This window comes from Geminisphaera colitermitum TAV2, assembly GCF_000171235.2.
Classification (GTDB): Bacteria; Verrucomicrobiota; Verrucomicrobiia; order Opitutales; family Opitutaceae; genus Geminisphaera; species Geminisphaera colitermitum.
This window is the reverse complement of record NZ_ABEA03000110.1, coordinates 24,676-39,415: the sequence shown is the minus strand read 5'-3', so window position 1 is coordinate 39,415 and position 14,740 is coordinate 24,676. Positions and strand designations below refer to the sequence as shown.

The following is a 14,740-nucleotide window of genomic DNA, read 5'->3' as shown; positions in this document are numbered from 1 at the left end:
GCGTGCGGGTTAGCGCAGGTCCAATTCTTCGATCAGGATGGAGGCGGGAGGGGCGGGAGAGGCGGGAGGGGGAAAATGCGGACGAGGGGCAGCGAATGCGGCGGCAGGCATGTCCAGATTTTCCAGTGCGGGTGCCGTTTCGCGTGTGGTGAGATCGAGGTCTTCGACGATGACTGGTGCGGGGCGTGCGCGGGGGATGCGCGGGGTTTGCACGGTGGGTGCATCGGGTGTTGTGGAGGCGGCTTGCGAGCGTGCCATCGCGCCGCGTTCGATGCGGGCCGCGTTGCCTTCGCCGTCCCCGGCAATTTCGACGCGACGGGAACCGGTGCCGAACATGCCGATGCTTGTGCCCACGGCGCGAATTTGCGCTTTGCGGATTTTGCGAGCGGCGGCGCTTTCGTCGCTTCCGCGTGTGCCGGCGGGTCGGTGGTCGTATTGCGCACGATCTTCGGCGAGGGGGGCGCGGAAGAGGAATTGGCGGGGACGCCAGCCGTCCCGGTTGCGGGGGCTGGCATCGTCGTTGAAAATCTCGGCACCGGCGGCGGCGTCCAAGGGGTCAAAGGATACCCAGACTTTGTGGAGGCGTTCGAGGTAGGGGATGCCTTCGCCGGCGCAGCGGAAGAGGAAGGGTTTTGCGTGGCCTTCGACTGAGATTTGTACGTGACCGGCGCGGACGGCTCCGATGGAGACTTGGCGTTTGATGGGAGCGAAGTGGTAAAAGAGTTCGGGGGGGCAGGCGGGGAGGCGTTTGCCTTTGCGGGCTTGCATGTCGCGCCACCACTGGTCGTCGGGGGCGATTTTCTCGGCGGAGTGTTGATCGAATCTCACGCGTCCGTTGAGGCGGGTGAAGGCGGCATCGAACTCGGCGAGTAGTTTTTCCCAGGGGATGAATCCGCAGTCGCGGGGGTCGCGTTTGCCGGAGTTGACGGCGAGCATGTCGGCGGTGGCTTGTTCGTATTCGCTGCGTGTCTTGCCAATTCGGATACCGGACAGGCCGAGTAGTTTGTGGAGCATCCGAAAGCCGCCTTCGATGTTCGCTTTTCCGTTGCTGGAAAACATGGTTTGGATGGGGACGAGTTGAGCGAGCCCGCCCCAGCGAATGCCGGCTTCGACTTTGTGCCCGATCACGGCGTCGGACTCCCAATTGCCGCGTTCAAAGCGAAACATGCCGGGCAGTCCGTGGGCTTCGACGAGCCAGCGGGAGGCGCGCAAGATGTCTTCGGCGCGGTAGCTGTCGCGGTCGCGTGCGACGGCGCAGGCGTAGAGCCATTTGCCGCTGCGGAGGTCGCGATAGCAGAGGACTTGGCGGCCTGTGCGCACGGTGCCGTCGGGCTGGGTGACAAAATAGGGGGTGTCGATTGATACGTCGTCGGCTTCGACGATGTCGCCTGAAAACACTTCGATGGATGCGCCGTCTTCGCGTGTGCCGAACATGCCGCGTCGGGTGACGAGGGCGGTGCCTTGCGCGTGTTTGCGTCCGTGGAATTCCGCCCATTCTTCCTCGGTGAAGCGGACGGCGCGGACGATGCTCGGCGGGTAGCGGCGGGTGTCGCGGAAGCGGTTGAGGAGGTCGCGTGATGCGTGGCTGCATTGCGAGGAGTCGGCAAGCAGCTCCAAGGCAAGGGGGAGGCTTTCGGTTTTGAGGAGGTAGGTTTTGGCGACCGCGATTTCCTCGGAGGAAAGCGCATCGGCAACGGGGGGGCGTCCGCTGGAACCGGTGGGCATGAGGCTATCGAGCGTGCCGTCCCATGCGCGCCGGTAGCGGCAGAGGTTGGCGGCTGGTTCGCCCAAGACTTGGCTCGCAACGCGCAATGAAGGAAAGCCTGCCAGCGCCTCAACCAACTGGCGTCGGCGATGGGCTTCCTCCAGTTGCGCGGCGGTCACTGGCGTCTCGGTCTTACCTTCGTTTTCCATCGGTAGGTTGGGGGGGGGGATTGATTAAATGATGCCGTTCTTTTTCCACGCGGCGGCGGTCGCTATCACGATTTCGCGCGGCCACTCGGCTGTTGCGGTCACGACTTTCGCGGTGACTTCCTGACGCTTGGGTTCGGGAATTTTTTCCCACCGCGACCAGCGGTTGCGCAGGTCGGTAAAGGCGCGAACGATGAGCGAGGGGGCGTCGTTTTTATCGGGTGTTGTTTTGCCTTCGTTTGCGGCAATTTTCCCGTCAATGGCGTGCCGGATGGCGGTCAAACTCGACTGGCCGGAAATCAGGGCGGCCTCGAATTGCTCCCGCAATTTCGGATGTTTTTTGAAGGCCGCATGGATGTCGCTGGCCATCCGCATGTATTCGCGATTGATGCCAATTTCATCGGTGAGTGTCTCAATGGTCTTTCCCGTCTCCAATTTAGTTGGAGACGGGGATTCACTACCCGTTTTCAGGTTACTCAGTGCGCGTTGTCTGGCTTCGTCGAAGGCCGGTTTTACGAGCGGGAAAACGAGATAAGCCAAGGCTGATTTGGTGAGGTTGCGGCGGTGTGCAATCGACGAAAATGCGATGGCAGCGACTTCATCGGCAGAGACGATGCGACATGGCAGGGAGATGCCGAGGAAGGCGGCAACGTTACGGCGGTTGCGACCGTCAACGATGCGGCGTTCGCTTGTGATGAGCGCGGGGTAGTCGAAGCCGCGTTCGCGCACGGACGCGGCGAGTGCCTGAAATTCCGGCTCGGTGTTCGCCCACATCGGGATGTGCGCGAGGATCGGGTGTTCGGTGAGTTCGGCTGGGAGGAACGTGAATTGTTTTTCAGTGGTGTCGGACATAGGAAAATTGAGAGAGAGAGAGGCGAAGAGGGGGGGGGGAGTTCAGAGGGGGAATTTTCTTCCTGCCGTGCGGAGCGCGGCGCAGGTGGAGGAACGGAGAAAGCTGTCACGATCGGCCCAGCCGGCGCACCATTGTCGGTAGAATCGGCTGCGCGGGGTGACGGGGCAGGTGGCGATGGAGTGCCCGGCATCGCGGGCGATAATGCCTGACATGTAGGGGTTGCGGCCAAGACGTGGACGGCTCATGATTTTTTCTCCATTTGCCGAAGTTGGGCATCCATCCGGGCGCAGAGGGCGCGACCGGAATTCGAGCGTCGGTTATTCAGGATTTCGCAGAGGTAAACAAAGTTGACATCCAGCACGGGGGCCATGCGCCGGTAGCTCATCCCGACTGCCTTCATGCGCTTTTTCAGCTCTTGTTTCTGGGTTGTGATATTCATGTTCTATGGGAGAACATGGAAGAAACTCCTGAAAATCTTACACCATGCAAGCGAAATCTGACACTTTTACTGAATTTTCTGACAGGGTAAACAAGATGCGGGCGCAATTGCGCCTAGATATGAAAGGAACGGCCCAGATTCTAAAACTATCCCGTCAGCATCTTTATGCAACCTTAAGGGGGGAGGTTCCAGTGACCGAAAAGACATGGGAGAAGCTGGCCGATGCAGAAAAAAATCTGACACCAAAATCTAACGCGCCTAGTTTTTGTGTCAGAAAAGAGACGATGATCCGTCCCTCTGCTGATTACGAAACCCCTGTCCCGACACCTGTGATTACACGCGAAAAAATTGAGGAGCGCATCTCCGCCTATCTGGACGTTGCCGAGCGTGTGCCAGGTGGTCTGGGTTACGCATGGGGTAAGGTCTGTGTGCATCTGCGCATCGATGAACTCAATGCACTTGATCAAACAGGCGACTCCGCCTAGTTGGACAGCCTCTTATGTCCCTCGAACAAACTCAAAAACACTGCCCACACTGCCAGTCACATGTCCTAGCCCAACGTAAGGGGACCAGCCATCTGGTTCACGCTATCATCACCCTGTTTCTCTTCGGGCTATGGCTCCCGGTTTGGATTATAGCTTCGATTTGCAAGCAGCCCTGGAGATGCACCAAGTGCGGCGGGAAAGTGTAATGAGCATTCCATGCACGGTCGCTCACACCAGCGCATTTATCGCGTTTGCCTGTGCTGCATTTGCCGCTCCATCGAACTTGCCACTCAACCCATTCCGCTACGTTGGCGGAGAACAATGGCAGGCACCAAACGAACAGGTAAGAGGGGCACCGTTTGCAGAGCAAAAGACGTTTTTGGTTTCTCGTGTGGGCGGAGTGACATCAACGGAAACGCGAGAGCAGTTGCTTGTCCTTTTTGAGAAAGTCGCGGCACGCTGGACAGCCGATAAAGACGGCAAAGCTATCCCGAAAGACCTGCTTGATCCACGGGTTGAAGGCTGGAAAATTTCACAGCGTATTGATGCTCGCACGTATCTGGTCGGGAACAGCGTTCTTGTCCTTCTCAAACCGGCAGATTTTGCCGATGGTGACATAATCCCAAATCGACCAACGCGAGTGGATGGCACGGTCAGTTTCACGACCGTCTTGGGCGCAAAACGAACAGTAAGAAGATATGTCGAAGTCCCCGCTGCGCCCGATCTGACTCGCGATCAATTCGTGACAGCACTCAAGGCCGGACATGTTTTTCATGTCATTCTGATAGAGAGTCGCCGTTGCCCAAACTGTTTTGGCAAAGGCACAGTTAGTGATCCCAAGAATCCAAGAATCGAGCTCGAATGCGATTATTCGGAGGGAACTGGGAAGGCGAATTTTGCCGTCATCTATGAAATCAAATGGGAGTAATCCCTTGTCGCGTATTTAGCCAAAGCCCCTGATCCGTGCCAGGCCGAGATGCGGGTGCGGATTTTTTGTGTCAGGATCGGGGGATGGCAAACGCATCTGGATCGTCTTCATTAAAACACCGCTGGCATGGGAGTCGGGAGTTGTTGTTGCAGCCGGGCTATCCGCGCATCGTGGAAAATGCGAGCGGCTCGGCCACCGAGCTTCTTTATCATGGGCCGTTCAAGTCCGCGCAGGCGAAGAAGCCAAAATATGGTGTGAGGGTTGAGGGTTACGCGGGGTTCGTTGACCAGACGGAGGTTTACCCGGATGAGACAGGACAGGAGGGCGGAGGTTTTTTGAAGATCACGATCAAAGACGAGTCGGGTTCGTCGGGCGGGGTCTCAAGTGACGATGGCACTCAGCCTGTTTACGAGGTCGAGTGGATCGACCTCAACCCAAGTATTTTGAGCCATCCACGTTATTCCGAGGGAGGGACAAAGGCGCTCACGAATGCCGATCTCGTGAACATTGAGAAGTGGAAGGGCGAGGACGATGCCACACTCAAAAAGGACTTCAAATATACGGGGAAGGACGGCAAGCCCGTGGAGCTTTCGGCCAATGCGAAGGAGGTAGCGCAAAAGATCCTGCGCGGGCAAGAAACCTACGTGTGCCCCGCGCCGGTCGCACGCCTGACAAACAACGAATGGCTTGCGCCAACCGCTACGCAAATGGGCAAGCGGCGAACTTCCAAACCATTTAAGACCGCGCCGGGCAATTATCAATGGTTGTCCACCGCCGACAAGTCCACGCGCACGGGCAACAATGGCAAGTGGCAGCGTGTGCGCGAATGGACGGGTGCCGAAAAGATCGACACCGATCTCTACGCGAACTCCACGGCTTGAGAATTTCCCCATGCTAACGTTGCCCAACAAGGTCAGTGCAGGTCAGCCAGTGAGAGCGCAAACGCTCAACCAGTTGATCGACTATGTGCGAGCGATCACGCCGCGTCCTTCGTCAAGCCTGACGTGGGATGTGCGCCCAGGCGGTGCCACCGCCGAGGTTATCGACAGGCCCAAACGCGGCACCACCAGCATCGCTGTCAGCCCCATCGCGCCGTTGACACTCACCACCACGCCGCCGTCCGGCTGGGTGGCGCCGGAGACCGACCAGACCGACCCGGACAACGTGCCATATCGGTTTTGGCTGACATTCGGGACAGTCGATTATTCGACACCGGAGCGCGTGGATGCTCAGAGTCCTTTCATTGCGCCTGTGTGCGAAATCCCCCGCAACGTCTCGCAGACGACGACCCGCCGCGTGCATCTGGAATGCGAGTGGAGCGGCCCGATCAATCAGTATCCACTTTGGACTCACGTCTGGCTGAAGGAGGAAGCCTACACGTCGTCCACGCCCGCCCTCACTGCCGATCCGATTGACGCGGCCACCGGCTGGCGCCTCAAGTTCCGACTGCTCCTCGGTTATTGTTATGTCAGCGTTACGGGCACCGGAGCGGCGCAAACCAAGACTCCCGTCGCCAACAACACCGATCAGGGTTCCTTCCGCAGCGTCATTCAGGGCACGAATGGCTACGTGCAATTCACCGCCGCCGACATTCCCGATCACCCGCCCAAGGTGATGATGGCGCGCGAAGTCGTTTTCTTCCGTAACCGGAGGTCCACAGCATGAGCCGTGAAGTCAGCGCGCAAGGCAGCGTCCCCGCCCTTATGCCGTCCTCGCCTTGCGTGCTTTTCCGCCGCGCTGATGGCAACACGACCCTCGCCGATACAAGCTCACGCATCAGCCTCCCGTATCCGACAGTAGAATACGAGATGCGGGCGTATTCACCCGTTAAGACCGCCTTGTTTGGTGAGAGCAACCAGCCCGCCCGCTTTGTTGATACCTTCCCAGTCCTCACGAGGAGTTACAGAGGATGGAGTCGTTTCTACGCAAATGCTATCTTCCACAACCTGCGCGAACAGACTGTGCCCCCTCCGGTTTTTCGCACTAGGAATTTTGTCATCAATCGGAGTGGTTCCGAATCCTACTCCCCGAATGGCTACTCATCTTCGAGTTATCTTTCTTACTCGGAGACACGCACCTTGCGATGGTCGCCTGTTGCCCGCGCATGGGTATGGGATGGCACTGCCTCTGGCGAGGCGGGGTGGAGCGTCTCACAGCGCGATCCCTATCCATCCTGGAACTGGAAAACCACCGTCGCCATCACGTGGACAGATGGGGTCGAACACAAAGTCGAAAATCATGAGGCACTTTCGGGCCCGGACCCTGACGATGTGTCAGAAGGATGGCCATCAGGTGTGCCAATAGGTGGCAGTGAACTTAGCTACAACGATGACCTGTCATCCTACTTGGACAGAGCATATGATGCTTGGTCGGAAAAAAATGGGAGCTGGAATGGTTTCCCGCAAAATCCCGAAGGCGGGCCGGGATGGGCCAACATGACGACCGAAGAGCGTGCCGCAGCCATGTCCCAATTCGCGAAGGATTTGATGGCCCTAGCCAATTGCACACGCCGACTCGACGGTGTGGATTTTGACTACAAGTCAGATGTCACTTCGGAAAACGGGAACAGAAACAGAAAATGGCACCGTGCCTTGCACGAAACATGGTCTGATCCGATCACGCCAGAGATAATGGCGGAGTGGATACACAGTTGGGCAACGGACGGGACAGACTGGGCCAGCGTGCCGCCCAGCACGGACCCTTACAATGCTCTCATATCCCCCTACCATGCCAGAAAGGATGTGACCGGCGGCGTTGCTTTTTGCCCCAATCTCTATGTCGCCTCCCCCTCACTGCTTTTGGCCGCAAACGGCGCGGATACCTTTCGCCTTTGCCTGATCCGCTACCGACACAGGCTCACCATGCCGCGTGCCTTGGCAGCTTCGCTGGGGCGCGTCACCCACACGCACGCGGTCAAACGCATCGGTCCCCCCCCCCTCCCCCCCCCGCTCCCCGTGATGCTGGTCGGCAAACTCAGCGGTGCATCCTATCCCTTGCAGGGCGAAGACGAGCCGCCGGCGCAGTTTGCCTGCTCCTACACGCAAAAGACCATCACCCGCTATATGCGCCCCATCCCGCATTCGTGGTCGGAGTTCGGTTGGGTCGATTACGAGAAGCCAAACATCACCGCCAGCCAAGGCGTTGATTATGTTTTCCCGACAGGACGATTCACGAACGATGACACTGTGGTGTTTGCGCACATCGCCAACCTCACTCAATTCGGACGCCGCGCCTACCACTACGTTCGCTTGCGCGTGGTCGCTCGCGACAGGCGAGCAGGCTGGAAAGTTGTCGGGAGGTTGAAAACGTATTGGGCCAAAACTACAGGCAACCATCAGGCCGGGGCTGTGAGCGATCCGGCGGAACCCCTCGTCTTTCCCCCCACCGCCGGACTGCGCGGCGAATCCGCACCCGTTGAGATGGTAGTGCGCCCGGCGATCCCCGGCCAGTCAGACGCCACCGTCCTCCCTGACGATTTCTGTTACAAGGATTGGAACGGCATCATCTCGCTGACATCGCCGGACGGAGACGAAATCCCACCAGAACAGGCGCACAACTACATCCGCATCGAAGCGCAAATGCAGGACTACCCAACGAGCACGAGCGGCAAAACTCTTGGTCCTGACGGAAAAATCTACCTCACCACCGAAATCGAGCGCGGCACCAGCGCACTCTGGCAACAGCAGAAAGAAAGCGGCTCCGTACCCACCCCCGTTCTCGCGACATGGGAACACACCACAGGCAATGTCCAAGACTGGCCCGCCGGCGACACGATCAATGGTCAGCCCGTCGATATTCGCGACCCCTACAGCATCGTCCCCAACACATTCCAACTCGTGCAAAACGGCCCCCCGGTGACAGAGCAAACCCAGAACGAAGACGCATCGCTGACCCTTACCGTGACTACGCATTACGACAACACCGGCCTGACCGATGCCCAGATAGCCGCTGGAGCAAAATCCAACTACCTCGAATGTCAGGAATACACCCGCGTTGAAACGGAAGGGACGGTCCATCACCGCGAAGACCACGCGCAAGTTACGATGGAAGAAACCCCCGAAAGTGCAGCAGCCAACGGCGCCAACGCTATCCTCGCTACCCCGTGGCGCGTGCTCGCTGTCACCGACCCCGCGTTCTCCACCCTCATCACCGAGGGCTGGTGTGACGTGGATTTGTCCTCCCCCGAAGCGGACGCTACCGGCGACGATTGACCACTTTCCCACCTGCCTCTCCGCCAGCATTCTGTCCTCCATGATCAGGGAAATATCGTGCGACGGAAAAGGAGAGGCAGGGCATTTTTATTTCAAACCAATCCAATCCAAACCAACTCGAATCAAAACCAGCCAGTCCCCCGCAACCGTGCCAAAGCCAGATGCGGAGGAGGAGGGGGGACGCTAAGATGCGGTCATGATTTTCGCCGCAATTTCCGAAACGCCCACATCGCCTGATCCCATGTTTTTGGGAATGCTCGTTCTGGGTCTGTTCACTCTCGTTGCCCTCGCCGACAAGGTTGATGGGTTTTTCCAACGCCGCCGTCGCCAGCCGACCGTGGACGTGGATTTGAGTAAGCTCACCGCCTCAATCGACCTGTTGACTCAGCTCAATAAACGTAACGAGGAACGCATGACGATTCTCGAACAAAAGCTGGAACGCGACATTTCCACCCAGCGTTCCTACACCGCGAAATCTTCGAAGGATATTTTTGACCGCATCGAAGGCGTTCGAGCCGAAATCAACACCCGCTTCGACCGGCTGCAAACCTCACTCACCCAAAACGTCCAGACAATCGAACGTGCCATCGGACGCATCGAAGGTTCCCCCTCAAGCCGTCATGACTAGCCCCAACCTCACCCAAACCCAGCGCGAAGACTTGCGTTTTGCCGTCCGCGAACAGCTCGCAATTTCCCAGCAAGTCGCCCTCCCCGCTGATGTGATTCAGCGCCGCGTAGTGCGCACTCAACTACTCGACTTCGCTTTTGCCGTGGCCGACACCAGCGCAGCCCTCTCCTTTCTCGTGTCCCTCGGTCACGTTCGCGAAATCCCCCACGAAATGGGCGCGACCAAATACTATCAGGCAAGCGCCGCCGGCGTCCTCGCACACGAACGCGGAGGCGCGGGAACCTGACACACTTTCCCGCGCGGTGCTGTGCGCACCGTCAACACCACGCGGGCGATTACATAGCTAACATAACCCGCCGGAGCATGGTGCGGCTCCGGCGGTCAAATGTAAGTGAAATCCAAATACAATGAATAAAGAAACGATCATCAAACTCATCCAGCAGGGGCTCACCTTTGGCGGTGGCTTCCTCACTTCATCCGGGCTGGCCAGCAGTTCGGAAATCGCCACCGGAGCCGGTGCCGCCGCCACCTTGATCGGTGTCGTCTGGACAATCCTTGCCCGAAAAAAGACCGGTGAAAAAATCACCGAAGCCGAAACCACCACCAGCAACTAACAAGCGGCAAACATGTGGGGTGCGCTCGAATGGTTTTTCCGTGCGGCTGCGTCCGCGCTTTACATCTATGCGCTGCGCTACCCCGACCGCGTTGAGCGCGAATGCGAGGAACTGGACAATGAAATCAAAAAACTTCGCCTCAGCACTGATCCTGCTGATCACGCTTGTGCTGATCTCCTGCATGAGCGGCTGCTCCACAAACGCCGCGTTCTCGCGGATGCTGTATCAGCCGCCAACGCTGGCGCTCCCCGCCGGGCAACCGGTGCAAACGATGCACGGGACATACCTCCCTCAAGTGGATGAAGTCTGGCACTCGCCCGCCCGCTACGAGGCCCGCGAACGCGAGGCCCAAAACCTCGCCGCCGCCCTCGCCGAAGAACGCAACCGCAATACCGCCACCGCCAAATAACAACGTCATGTCCGCGAAAACCATCTCGAAAATCGCCAGTGGAAAACGCACTCCAAACGAAGTGCTGGATGCCTTCGCGCCCGAACCGCTCACTGTCGCCAATCTCACACTGCGCCCGCTTTCCATCTCTGATTTTCTCCTTCTCGAACGTCTCGACTCGCCATTCGCGGATCAACAGATCACGCCCGACACCGACATCTCTGTCTCCGAAATCATGGAGGTTGCTTACATCCTTGCGACCCCTCCGCAAACTTCCCGCGCAGCTTTTGCAAAAGGTCGCGCCGCCTTTGACGATGCCGTTGCCGAAATGTTCGACAGCATCCCGCCAAGCACACTGGGCGACCTCGGCAAAAGAATCGCCACCATCATCAACGCCGCCTTTGCGACGCTCATCACGCCCGCAAAAAAAAAGGAAGCGAAGGTTCTCTCTTCCGAGACATCGGCAACGGCCTCGGCTGGGTTTTGACGATGCTTGATACGCTCATGAGCGAATACTCCTGCCCGCTGCAAACCGCACTCGATTTCCCGCTTGCGCAAGCTTTCGCACTCTACGCCGCAATCTCCGCCCGCTACGGCAACAAGCCCAAAGGTCCGACCTACGTCGAAAAGGCGCAAATCGCGCAACTCACCCAAACTTTCGCTCCCTGATCTCCCGCCTAAGCTCCCCCCCCCCCCCCCCTCCCGCGTTCTCTCTCCACAATGTCTGAAATCACACGCAAAGGAAAAATCGCCCGCCTGCCCCTCGCCATCCGTGAGGAGGTCAATCATCGCCTGATGAACGGCGAACCGGCGTCGAAAATCCTGCCCTGGCTCAACAACCAAGAAGCCGTGTTGCGCGTGTTGGACGAACACTTTGGCGAGGAGCCGGTCACTCCGCAAAATCTCAGTGAATGGAGGCAGGGTGGTTACGCCGATTGGTGCGAAAAACGTGAAAAAGTTTCCCATCTCAAAGAACTTTCCTCTTATGCCGCGAAGCTCGGCAAGGCCGCTGGCGGCGATCTGACCGAGGGCGGCGCAGCAATCCTCAGCGGCAAGATTCTGGAGGCCATCGAAGCCTCCGGCCCCGACGATCTGGGGGCGCTCACCAAGTCCCTCGTTGCCTTGCGCGGCACCGATCTTGAGGCGCGAAAATCACGCCAGCGCGAACGCCTTCTTGATCAACGCGAGCGACAGGTTGCCCTCTCCGAAAAACAATTTCAGGTGAAAACCTGCGAGGCATTTTTGAAGTTTTACGCCGATAAAAAGGCCGCTGAAATTGCAGACTCAAAATCCAAGCCGTCCGTCAAAGTGGAGCAACTCCGCCTGTTGATGTTTGGCGAAACGGAAGCGACTGGAGGGGGAAATGAGTAAGGACAAGAATACCGGCGTGGTCCCGTTCTACGCCTACCAACGTGCCGGGTTTCGCCATCCCTTGCGCCGTCTCGCCTACGTGTGGCGCAGGCAGGGCGGAAAGAGCTACCTGCTCAGCAACGAAGCCCTCGACTGGATGATGGAAACGCCCGGCGTGCTCACTTCAATCATCTCCGCCGCCATCGCGCTCGGCACCGAAATCATTGTGAAGGAAGCGCAGTCGTGGCGCGAACACCTCGCCCGCATCAAGGCCGTCGCCGCCGCCGCTGATCTCAAGCTGGAGACCAACGCCGATACCATCGATTTCGACGGTTTTTGTGACTTGTTTGAACACTCCAAGTTGGAGGCGAAACTCTGGCATGACCGCACAACGTGCAGCCGCACACGTGTCATCGCACCCAACCCAAACACGGCGGTCGGCTGGACCGGTCACATCATCGGTGACGAGTTCGGGCGCTGGCCCAATTGTCAGGATGTGCTCGAAGCGATTGAGCCGTTCATGGAGTCGAATCCACAATTCCGTCTCCGCCTCGCCACTACGCCGCCGCCCGACGACGCCCATTATTCTTACGAGATGTTGCTCCCAAAAGAGGGAACAGAATTCACGCCAAATGCGCGCGGAAATTTTTACACATCGGAGTATGGTCTGAAAATCCACCGCGTTGACGCTTGGGATGCCGAGCTGGCCGGGAAGAAAATGCACCACCCCGACACGGGCGCGAAAATCACGCCCGATGAACACCGCGCCCTCGCCTTCGACAAGACCGCTTGGGATCGCAACTACGCCATCCAGTTCATCGCCGGTGGCACGTCCGCCATTTCCCTCGCCGCAATCTTTCGTGCAATGGAACTGGGCAAGCAAAACGGCTGCATCGGCGTCAACATCACGGAGGCCATCACGACATGACGCCCCGCCCTCCCCCCCCTCTTGCCGCCGCGCCAGCACTGACGTTCGGTTCGCTGTTCGCCGGGATCGGCGGCTTCGATCTCGGTTTCAAACGCGCCGGGATGAACGATTGTTGGCAGATCGAAATTGATGAAAATTGCCGCGACCTGCTTCGCCGTCGTTTCCCTACATGCGAGAAATTCGCCGACATCCGTGAGGTGGATGTTTCCACGCTCGCGCCCGTGGACGTGATTTGCGGCGGTTTCCCTTGTCAGGATTTATCCGTCGCTGGAAAGCGAGCTGGTTTGTCCGGCGCCCGCTCAGGTCTTTTTTATGAACTCGTCCGCATCGTCGCCGAACTCCGTCCTCGTTTCGTTGTGTGGGAAAATGTCCCTGGCCTGCTCTCTTCCGACAAAGGCCGGGATTTCGCGCGTGTCCTCCATGCGCTGGCAGGGATCGGGTATCATGGGGTTTGGCGGCTGCTTGATGCTCAACACTTCGGAGTGGCCCAGTCCCGACGAAGGCTCTTCGGCGTGTTCGCTCGCGGAGATTTTGGAGCCGTCGCCGGAGCCGAAATACTTTCTCTCGCGCAAGGCTTGCGCGGGCATCCTGCGCCGCGCCGAAAAGCGCAGGAAGACGTTGCCGGCACCCTTGGCAGTTGCTCTGCGCGTGGTGGCCGACGCACAACCGACCTCGACGGCCACGGTGCCTACATCCCCTGCATCACAGGAGCCCTGAATCCCGGCGCACATCCCGGAGGTTTTAACGGCCAGGATGCACACTCAGGGCTGTTGATTTCCCAACCGCAGATCACGCGCACCGTCACCTCGAAATGGGAAAAGGGGACGGGTGGCCCGGCGAGTGACGAATGTCAAAATCTTGTCGCGGATTGCCTCACGTCGAACTGTCGCAATCAGGATAAAAACTTTGGACGCGGACTCGTCGTTTCCGATGCGTTCGCTTTTCAACAGCGCATCGGACGAAACGGCCACGGCACACCAAGCGAGACAACATGCGCGCTCACCGCAGGCGCGGGCGGCGGAGATTCGTCTCCGTGTGTTGTCTCCTCTCTGGTCGGCGTGCGTCGCCTGACACCGTTGGAATGCGAACGCCTGCAAGGTTTCCCCGATGGATGGACTGCCGGACACTCTGACAGCGTGCGCTATCGAATGCTCGGAAACGCCGTTGCAGTTCCCTGCGCAGAATGGATCGGACGCAGGATCGTCGAATACTGGGCCCGCAATCGTGAGGAGGTAGTATGAAACCCTCCCGCCCGCAAAAAACCGTCAACGCCGAACACGTCCTGCCAGTCCGCTGGCGAGAGAGTTTCCTTCCTGATTTTCCGCGCATCGGCCTTGGTCTCGACCTCGGCACCACAACGAAAAAAAAGAGCAATCCCAGCGTCTTGGCCGTCAATCAGCAGGTGTCGCTAACGCACGTCATGCGCCTGATCGTGCGCTGGAAAACCGACAACCCCGCCGTCACGCGCTCCATTGTGGAAACCGTTGTGCGCGGTCTGCCGCACGGCCTCCGTGCCCGACGCCTTTGCATCGACGCCACAAGTGAACGCTTTTTTGCGAGCGACCTCCGCTCGCAACTCGCCGGGATCGTGCCCGTCTCACTCGTGATCAGCAGCGAGACCACGAGCTACGGCGGCGAGTCCATGCTTTTTAAGAGCTACCTCGGCAACCTGTTCGTGAACACGATTGAGGACGGTTACGTCGCCCTTCCACCAGACGATTGGGTCAAAACAAGCATCCGCCTCGTCACCCGCGACCGTGGCACGTTCGACACTGACGTTGCCGAGGACGGCGACCACGGCGACGTGTTCGACGCTATCAAACTCTCCATCCACGCGGTCACAGCCAAGGGCGGTCCGATCACTGCCCACGCTGCGCAAGTCGGCGCGTTCCAAGCCGCCGCCCGACCTCCCCGCAATGGGATAAGAAATCCCTACGCCCCCGAAAATCTCCGCGCCCGCCGCGCTCAACATCGCCACTCACTCTGACCCGCCAACGACATCGCC

19 protein-coding genes are annotated in these 14,740 nt (G+C 58.8%); 15 read left to right on the top strand and 4 right to left on the bottom strand.

All coding sequences use genetic code 11. The features are described from left to right. Positions 1-9: 9 nt before the first annotated feature. Genes OBACDRAFT_RS13310 through OBACDRAFT_RS13295 form a run of 4 tightly spaced genes read right to left on the bottom strand, consistent with a single transcriptional unit; the run spans position 10 to position 3,203 of the window. Entirely contained in the window at positions 10-1,914 is a 1,905-nt protein-coding gene (locus tag OBACDRAFT_RS13310; protein ID WP_043586330.1) for a hypothetical protein, read from the bottom strand. A 24-nt stretch (positions 1,915-1,938) separates the two neighbouring features. Further along, on the bottom strand, positions 1,939-2,763 hold the full coding sequence (locus tag OBACDRAFT_RS13305) for a ParB N-terminal domain-containing protein (protein WP_043586328.1): 825 nt from the start codon (positions 2,761-2,763) through the stop codon (positions 1,939-1,941). A 42-nt stretch (positions 2,764-2,805) separates the two neighbouring features. Further along, on the bottom strand, positions 2,806-3,009 hold the full coding sequence (locus tag OBACDRAFT_RS13300) for a hypothetical protein (RefSeq protein ID WP_043586326.1): 204 nt from the start codon (positions 3,007-3,009) through the stop codon (positions 2,806-2,808). Then, positions 3,006-3,203 (bottom strand): hypothetical protein, encoded by a 198-nt coding sequence (locus OBACDRAFT_RS13295; protein ID WP_043586324.1) that lies wholly within the window; start codon positions 3,201-3,203, stop codon positions 3,006-3,008. The genes OBACDRAFT_RS13300 and OBACDRAFT_RS13295 overlap by 4 nt, the downstream gene beginning before the upstream one ends. A 44-nt stretch (positions 3,204-3,247) precedes the next feature. Here OBACDRAFT_RS13295 and OBACDRAFT_RS28250 point away from each other — a divergent pair, with 44 nt between their 5' ends. The 15 genes from OBACDRAFT_RS28250 (at position 3,248) to OBACDRAFT_RS13215 (ending at position 14,722) form a co-directional block, all read left to right on the top strand. Continuing rightward, positions 3,248-3,688: a hypothetical protein gene (locus OBACDRAFT_RS28250; protein WP_157837068.1), complete on the top strand. Its 441-nt coding sequence runs from the start codon at positions 3,248-3,250 to the stop codon at positions 3,686-3,688. Between the two features lie 142 nt (positions 3,689-3,830). Continuing rightward, positions 3,831-4,616, top strand: a complete 786-nt coding sequence (locus tag OBACDRAFT_RS28245; RefSeq protein WP_157837067.1) for a hypothetical protein — start codon at positions 3,831-3,833, stop codon at positions 4,614-4,616. 83 nt (positions 4,617-4,699) lie between these two features. Continuing rightward, entirely contained in the window at positions 4,700-5,497 is a 798-nt protein-coding gene (locus OBACDRAFT_RS13275) for a hypothetical protein (protein ID WP_157837066.1), read from the top strand. Between the two features lie 10 nt (positions 5,498-5,507). After that, complete coding sequence (locus tag OBACDRAFT_RS13270) at positions 5,508-6,281, top strand: hypothetical protein (protein ID WP_043586315.1); 774 nt, start codon at positions 5,508-5,510, stop codon at positions 6,279-6,281. Continuing rightward, positions 6,278-8,827, top strand: a complete 2,550-nt coding sequence (locus tag OBACDRAFT_RS13265) for a hypothetical protein (protein WP_157837065.1) — start codon at positions 6,278-6,280, stop codon at positions 8,825-8,827. Before OBACDRAFT_RS13270 ends, OBACDRAFT_RS13265 begins: the two co-directional genes overlap by 4 nt. A gap of 196 nt (positions 8,828-9,023) precedes the next feature. Next, positions 9,024-9,455 (top strand): hypothetical protein, encoded by a 432-nt coding sequence (locus OBACDRAFT_RS13260; protein WP_043586311.1) that lies wholly within the window; start codon positions 9,024-9,026, stop codon positions 9,453-9,455. Then, positions 9,448-9,741 (top strand): hypothetical protein, encoded by a 294-nt coding sequence (locus tag OBACDRAFT_RS13255; protein ID WP_043586310.1) that lies wholly within the window; start codon positions 9,448-9,450, stop codon positions 9,739-9,741. Before OBACDRAFT_RS13260 ends, OBACDRAFT_RS13255 begins: the two co-directional genes overlap by 8 nt. Positions 9,742-9,862: 121 nt before the next feature. Next, positions 9,863-10,069 carry a Pam3-gp28 family putative phage holin gene (locus OBACDRAFT_RS13250; RefSeq protein ID WP_043586308.1) on the top strand — a complete coding sequence of 69 codons (207 nt, stop codon included), beginning with the start codon at positions 9,863-9,865 and terminating at the stop codon, positions 10,067-10,069. A gap of 118 nt (positions 10,070-10,187) precedes the next feature. After that, entirely contained in the window at positions 10,188-10,478 is a 291-nt protein-coding gene (locus OBACDRAFT_RS13245) for a hypothetical protein (protein WP_043586306.1), read from the top strand. Positions 10,479-10,485: 7 nt separating this feature from the next. Then, a complete protein-coding gene (locus OBACDRAFT_RS13240) occupies positions 10,486-10,944 on the top strand; it encodes a hypothetical protein (protein WP_043586304.1) in 459 nt (152 codons plus the stop codon). Between the two features lie 17 nt (positions 10,945-10,961). Beyond that, a complete protein-coding gene (locus OBACDRAFT_RS13235) occupies positions 10,962-11,126 on the top strand; it encodes a hypothetical protein (protein WP_157837064.1) in 165 nt (54 codons plus the stop codon). A gap of 51 nt (positions 11,127-11,177) precedes the next feature. Next, the gene (locus OBACDRAFT_RS13230; protein WP_043586300.1) at positions 11,178-11,828 is read left to right on the top strand and encodes a hypothetical protein; all 651 of its coding nucleotides are present in this window, start codon (positions 11,178-11,180) and stop codon (positions 11,826-11,828) included. A gap of 16 nt (positions 11,829-11,844) precedes the next feature. After that, positions 11,845-12,735, top strand: coding sequence for a hypothetical protein (locus tag OBACDRAFT_RS13225; protein ID WP_157837063.1), 891 nt, complete (start codon positions 11,845-11,847; stop codon positions 12,733-12,735). After that, a complete protein-coding gene (locus tag OBACDRAFT_RS28240) occupies positions 12,732-13,976 on the top strand; it encodes a DNA cytosine methyltransferase (protein WP_052361947.1) in 1,245 nt (414 codons plus the stop codon). Before OBACDRAFT_RS13225 ends, OBACDRAFT_RS28240 begins: the two co-directional genes overlap by 4 nt. Next, positions 13,973-14,722, top strand: a complete 750-nt coding sequence (locus tag OBACDRAFT_RS13215) for a hypothetical protein (protein ID WP_043586297.1) — start codon at positions 13,973-13,975, stop codon at positions 14,720-14,722. Before OBACDRAFT_RS28240 ends, OBACDRAFT_RS13215 begins: the two co-directional genes overlap by 4 nt. The last annotated feature ends 18 nt before the right edge of the window (positions 14,723-14,740 follow it).

Coding starts and splice junctions, on each gene's coding strand:
- OBACDRAFT_RS13310 (WP_043586330.1), bottom strand. CDS start 1,914: ATGGAAAACGAAGGTAAGACCGAGACGCCAGTGACCGCCGCGCAACTG.
- OBACDRAFT_RS13305 (WP_043586328.1), bottom strand. CDS start 2,763: ATGTCCGACACCACTGAAAAACAATTCACGTTCCTCCCAGCCGAACTC.
- OBACDRAFT_RS13300 (WP_043586326.1), bottom strand. CDS start 3,009: ATGAGCCGTCCACGTCTTGGCCGCAACCCCTACATGTCAGGCATTATC.
- OBACDRAFT_RS13295 (WP_043586324.1), bottom strand. CDS start 3,203: ATGAATATCACAACCCAGAAACAAGAGCTGAAAAAGCGCATGAAGGCA.
- OBACDRAFT_RS28250 (WP_157837068.1), top strand. CDS start 3,248: ATGCAAGCGAAATCTGACACTTTTACTGAATTTTCTGACAGGGTAAAC.
- OBACDRAFT_RS13275 (WP_157837066.1), top strand. CDS start 4,700: ATGGCAAACGCATCTGGATCGTCTTCATTAAAACACCGCTGGCATGGG.
- OBACDRAFT_RS13270 (WP_043586315.1), top strand. CDS start 5,508: ATGCTAACGTTGCCCAACAAGGTCAGTGCAGGTCAGCCAGTGAGAGCG.
- OBACDRAFT_RS13265 (WP_157837065.1), top strand. CDS start 6,278: ATGAGCCGTGAAGTCAGCGCGCAAGGCAGCGTCCCCGCCCTTATGCCG.
- OBACDRAFT_RS13260 (WP_043586311.1), top strand. CDS start 9,024: ATGATTTTCGCCGCAATTTCCGAAACGCCCACATCGCCTGATCCCATG.
- OBACDRAFT_RS13255 (WP_043586310.1), top strand. CDS start 9,448: ATGACTAGCCCCAACCTCACCCAAACCCAGCGCGAAGACTTGCGTTTT.
- OBACDRAFT_RS13250 (WP_043586308.1), top strand. CDS start 9,863: ATGAATAAAGAAACGATCATCAAACTCATCCAGCAGGGGCTCACCTTT.
- OBACDRAFT_RS13245 (WP_043586306.1), top strand. CDS start 10,188: ATGAAATCAAAAAACTTCGCCTCAGCACTGATCCTGCTGATCACGCTT.
- OBACDRAFT_RS13240 (WP_043586304.1), top strand. CDS start 10,486: ATGTCCGCGAAAACCATCTCGAAAATCGCCAGTGGAAAACGCACTCCA.
- OBACDRAFT_RS13235 (WP_157837064.1), top strand. CDS start 10,962: ATGAGCGAATACTCCTGCCCGCTGCAAACCGCACTCGATTTCCCGCTT.
- OBACDRAFT_RS13230 (WP_043586300.1), top strand. CDS start 11,178: ATGTCTGAAATCACACGCAAAGGAAAAATCGCCCGCCTGCCCCTCGCC.
- OBACDRAFT_RS28240 (WP_052361947.1), top strand. CDS start 12,732: ATGACGCCCCGCCCTCCCCCCCCTCTTGCCGCCGCGCCAGCACTGACG.
- OBACDRAFT_RS13215 (WP_043586297.1), top strand. CDS start 13,973: ATGAAACCCTCCCGCCCGCAAAAAACCGTCAACGCCGAACACGTCCTG.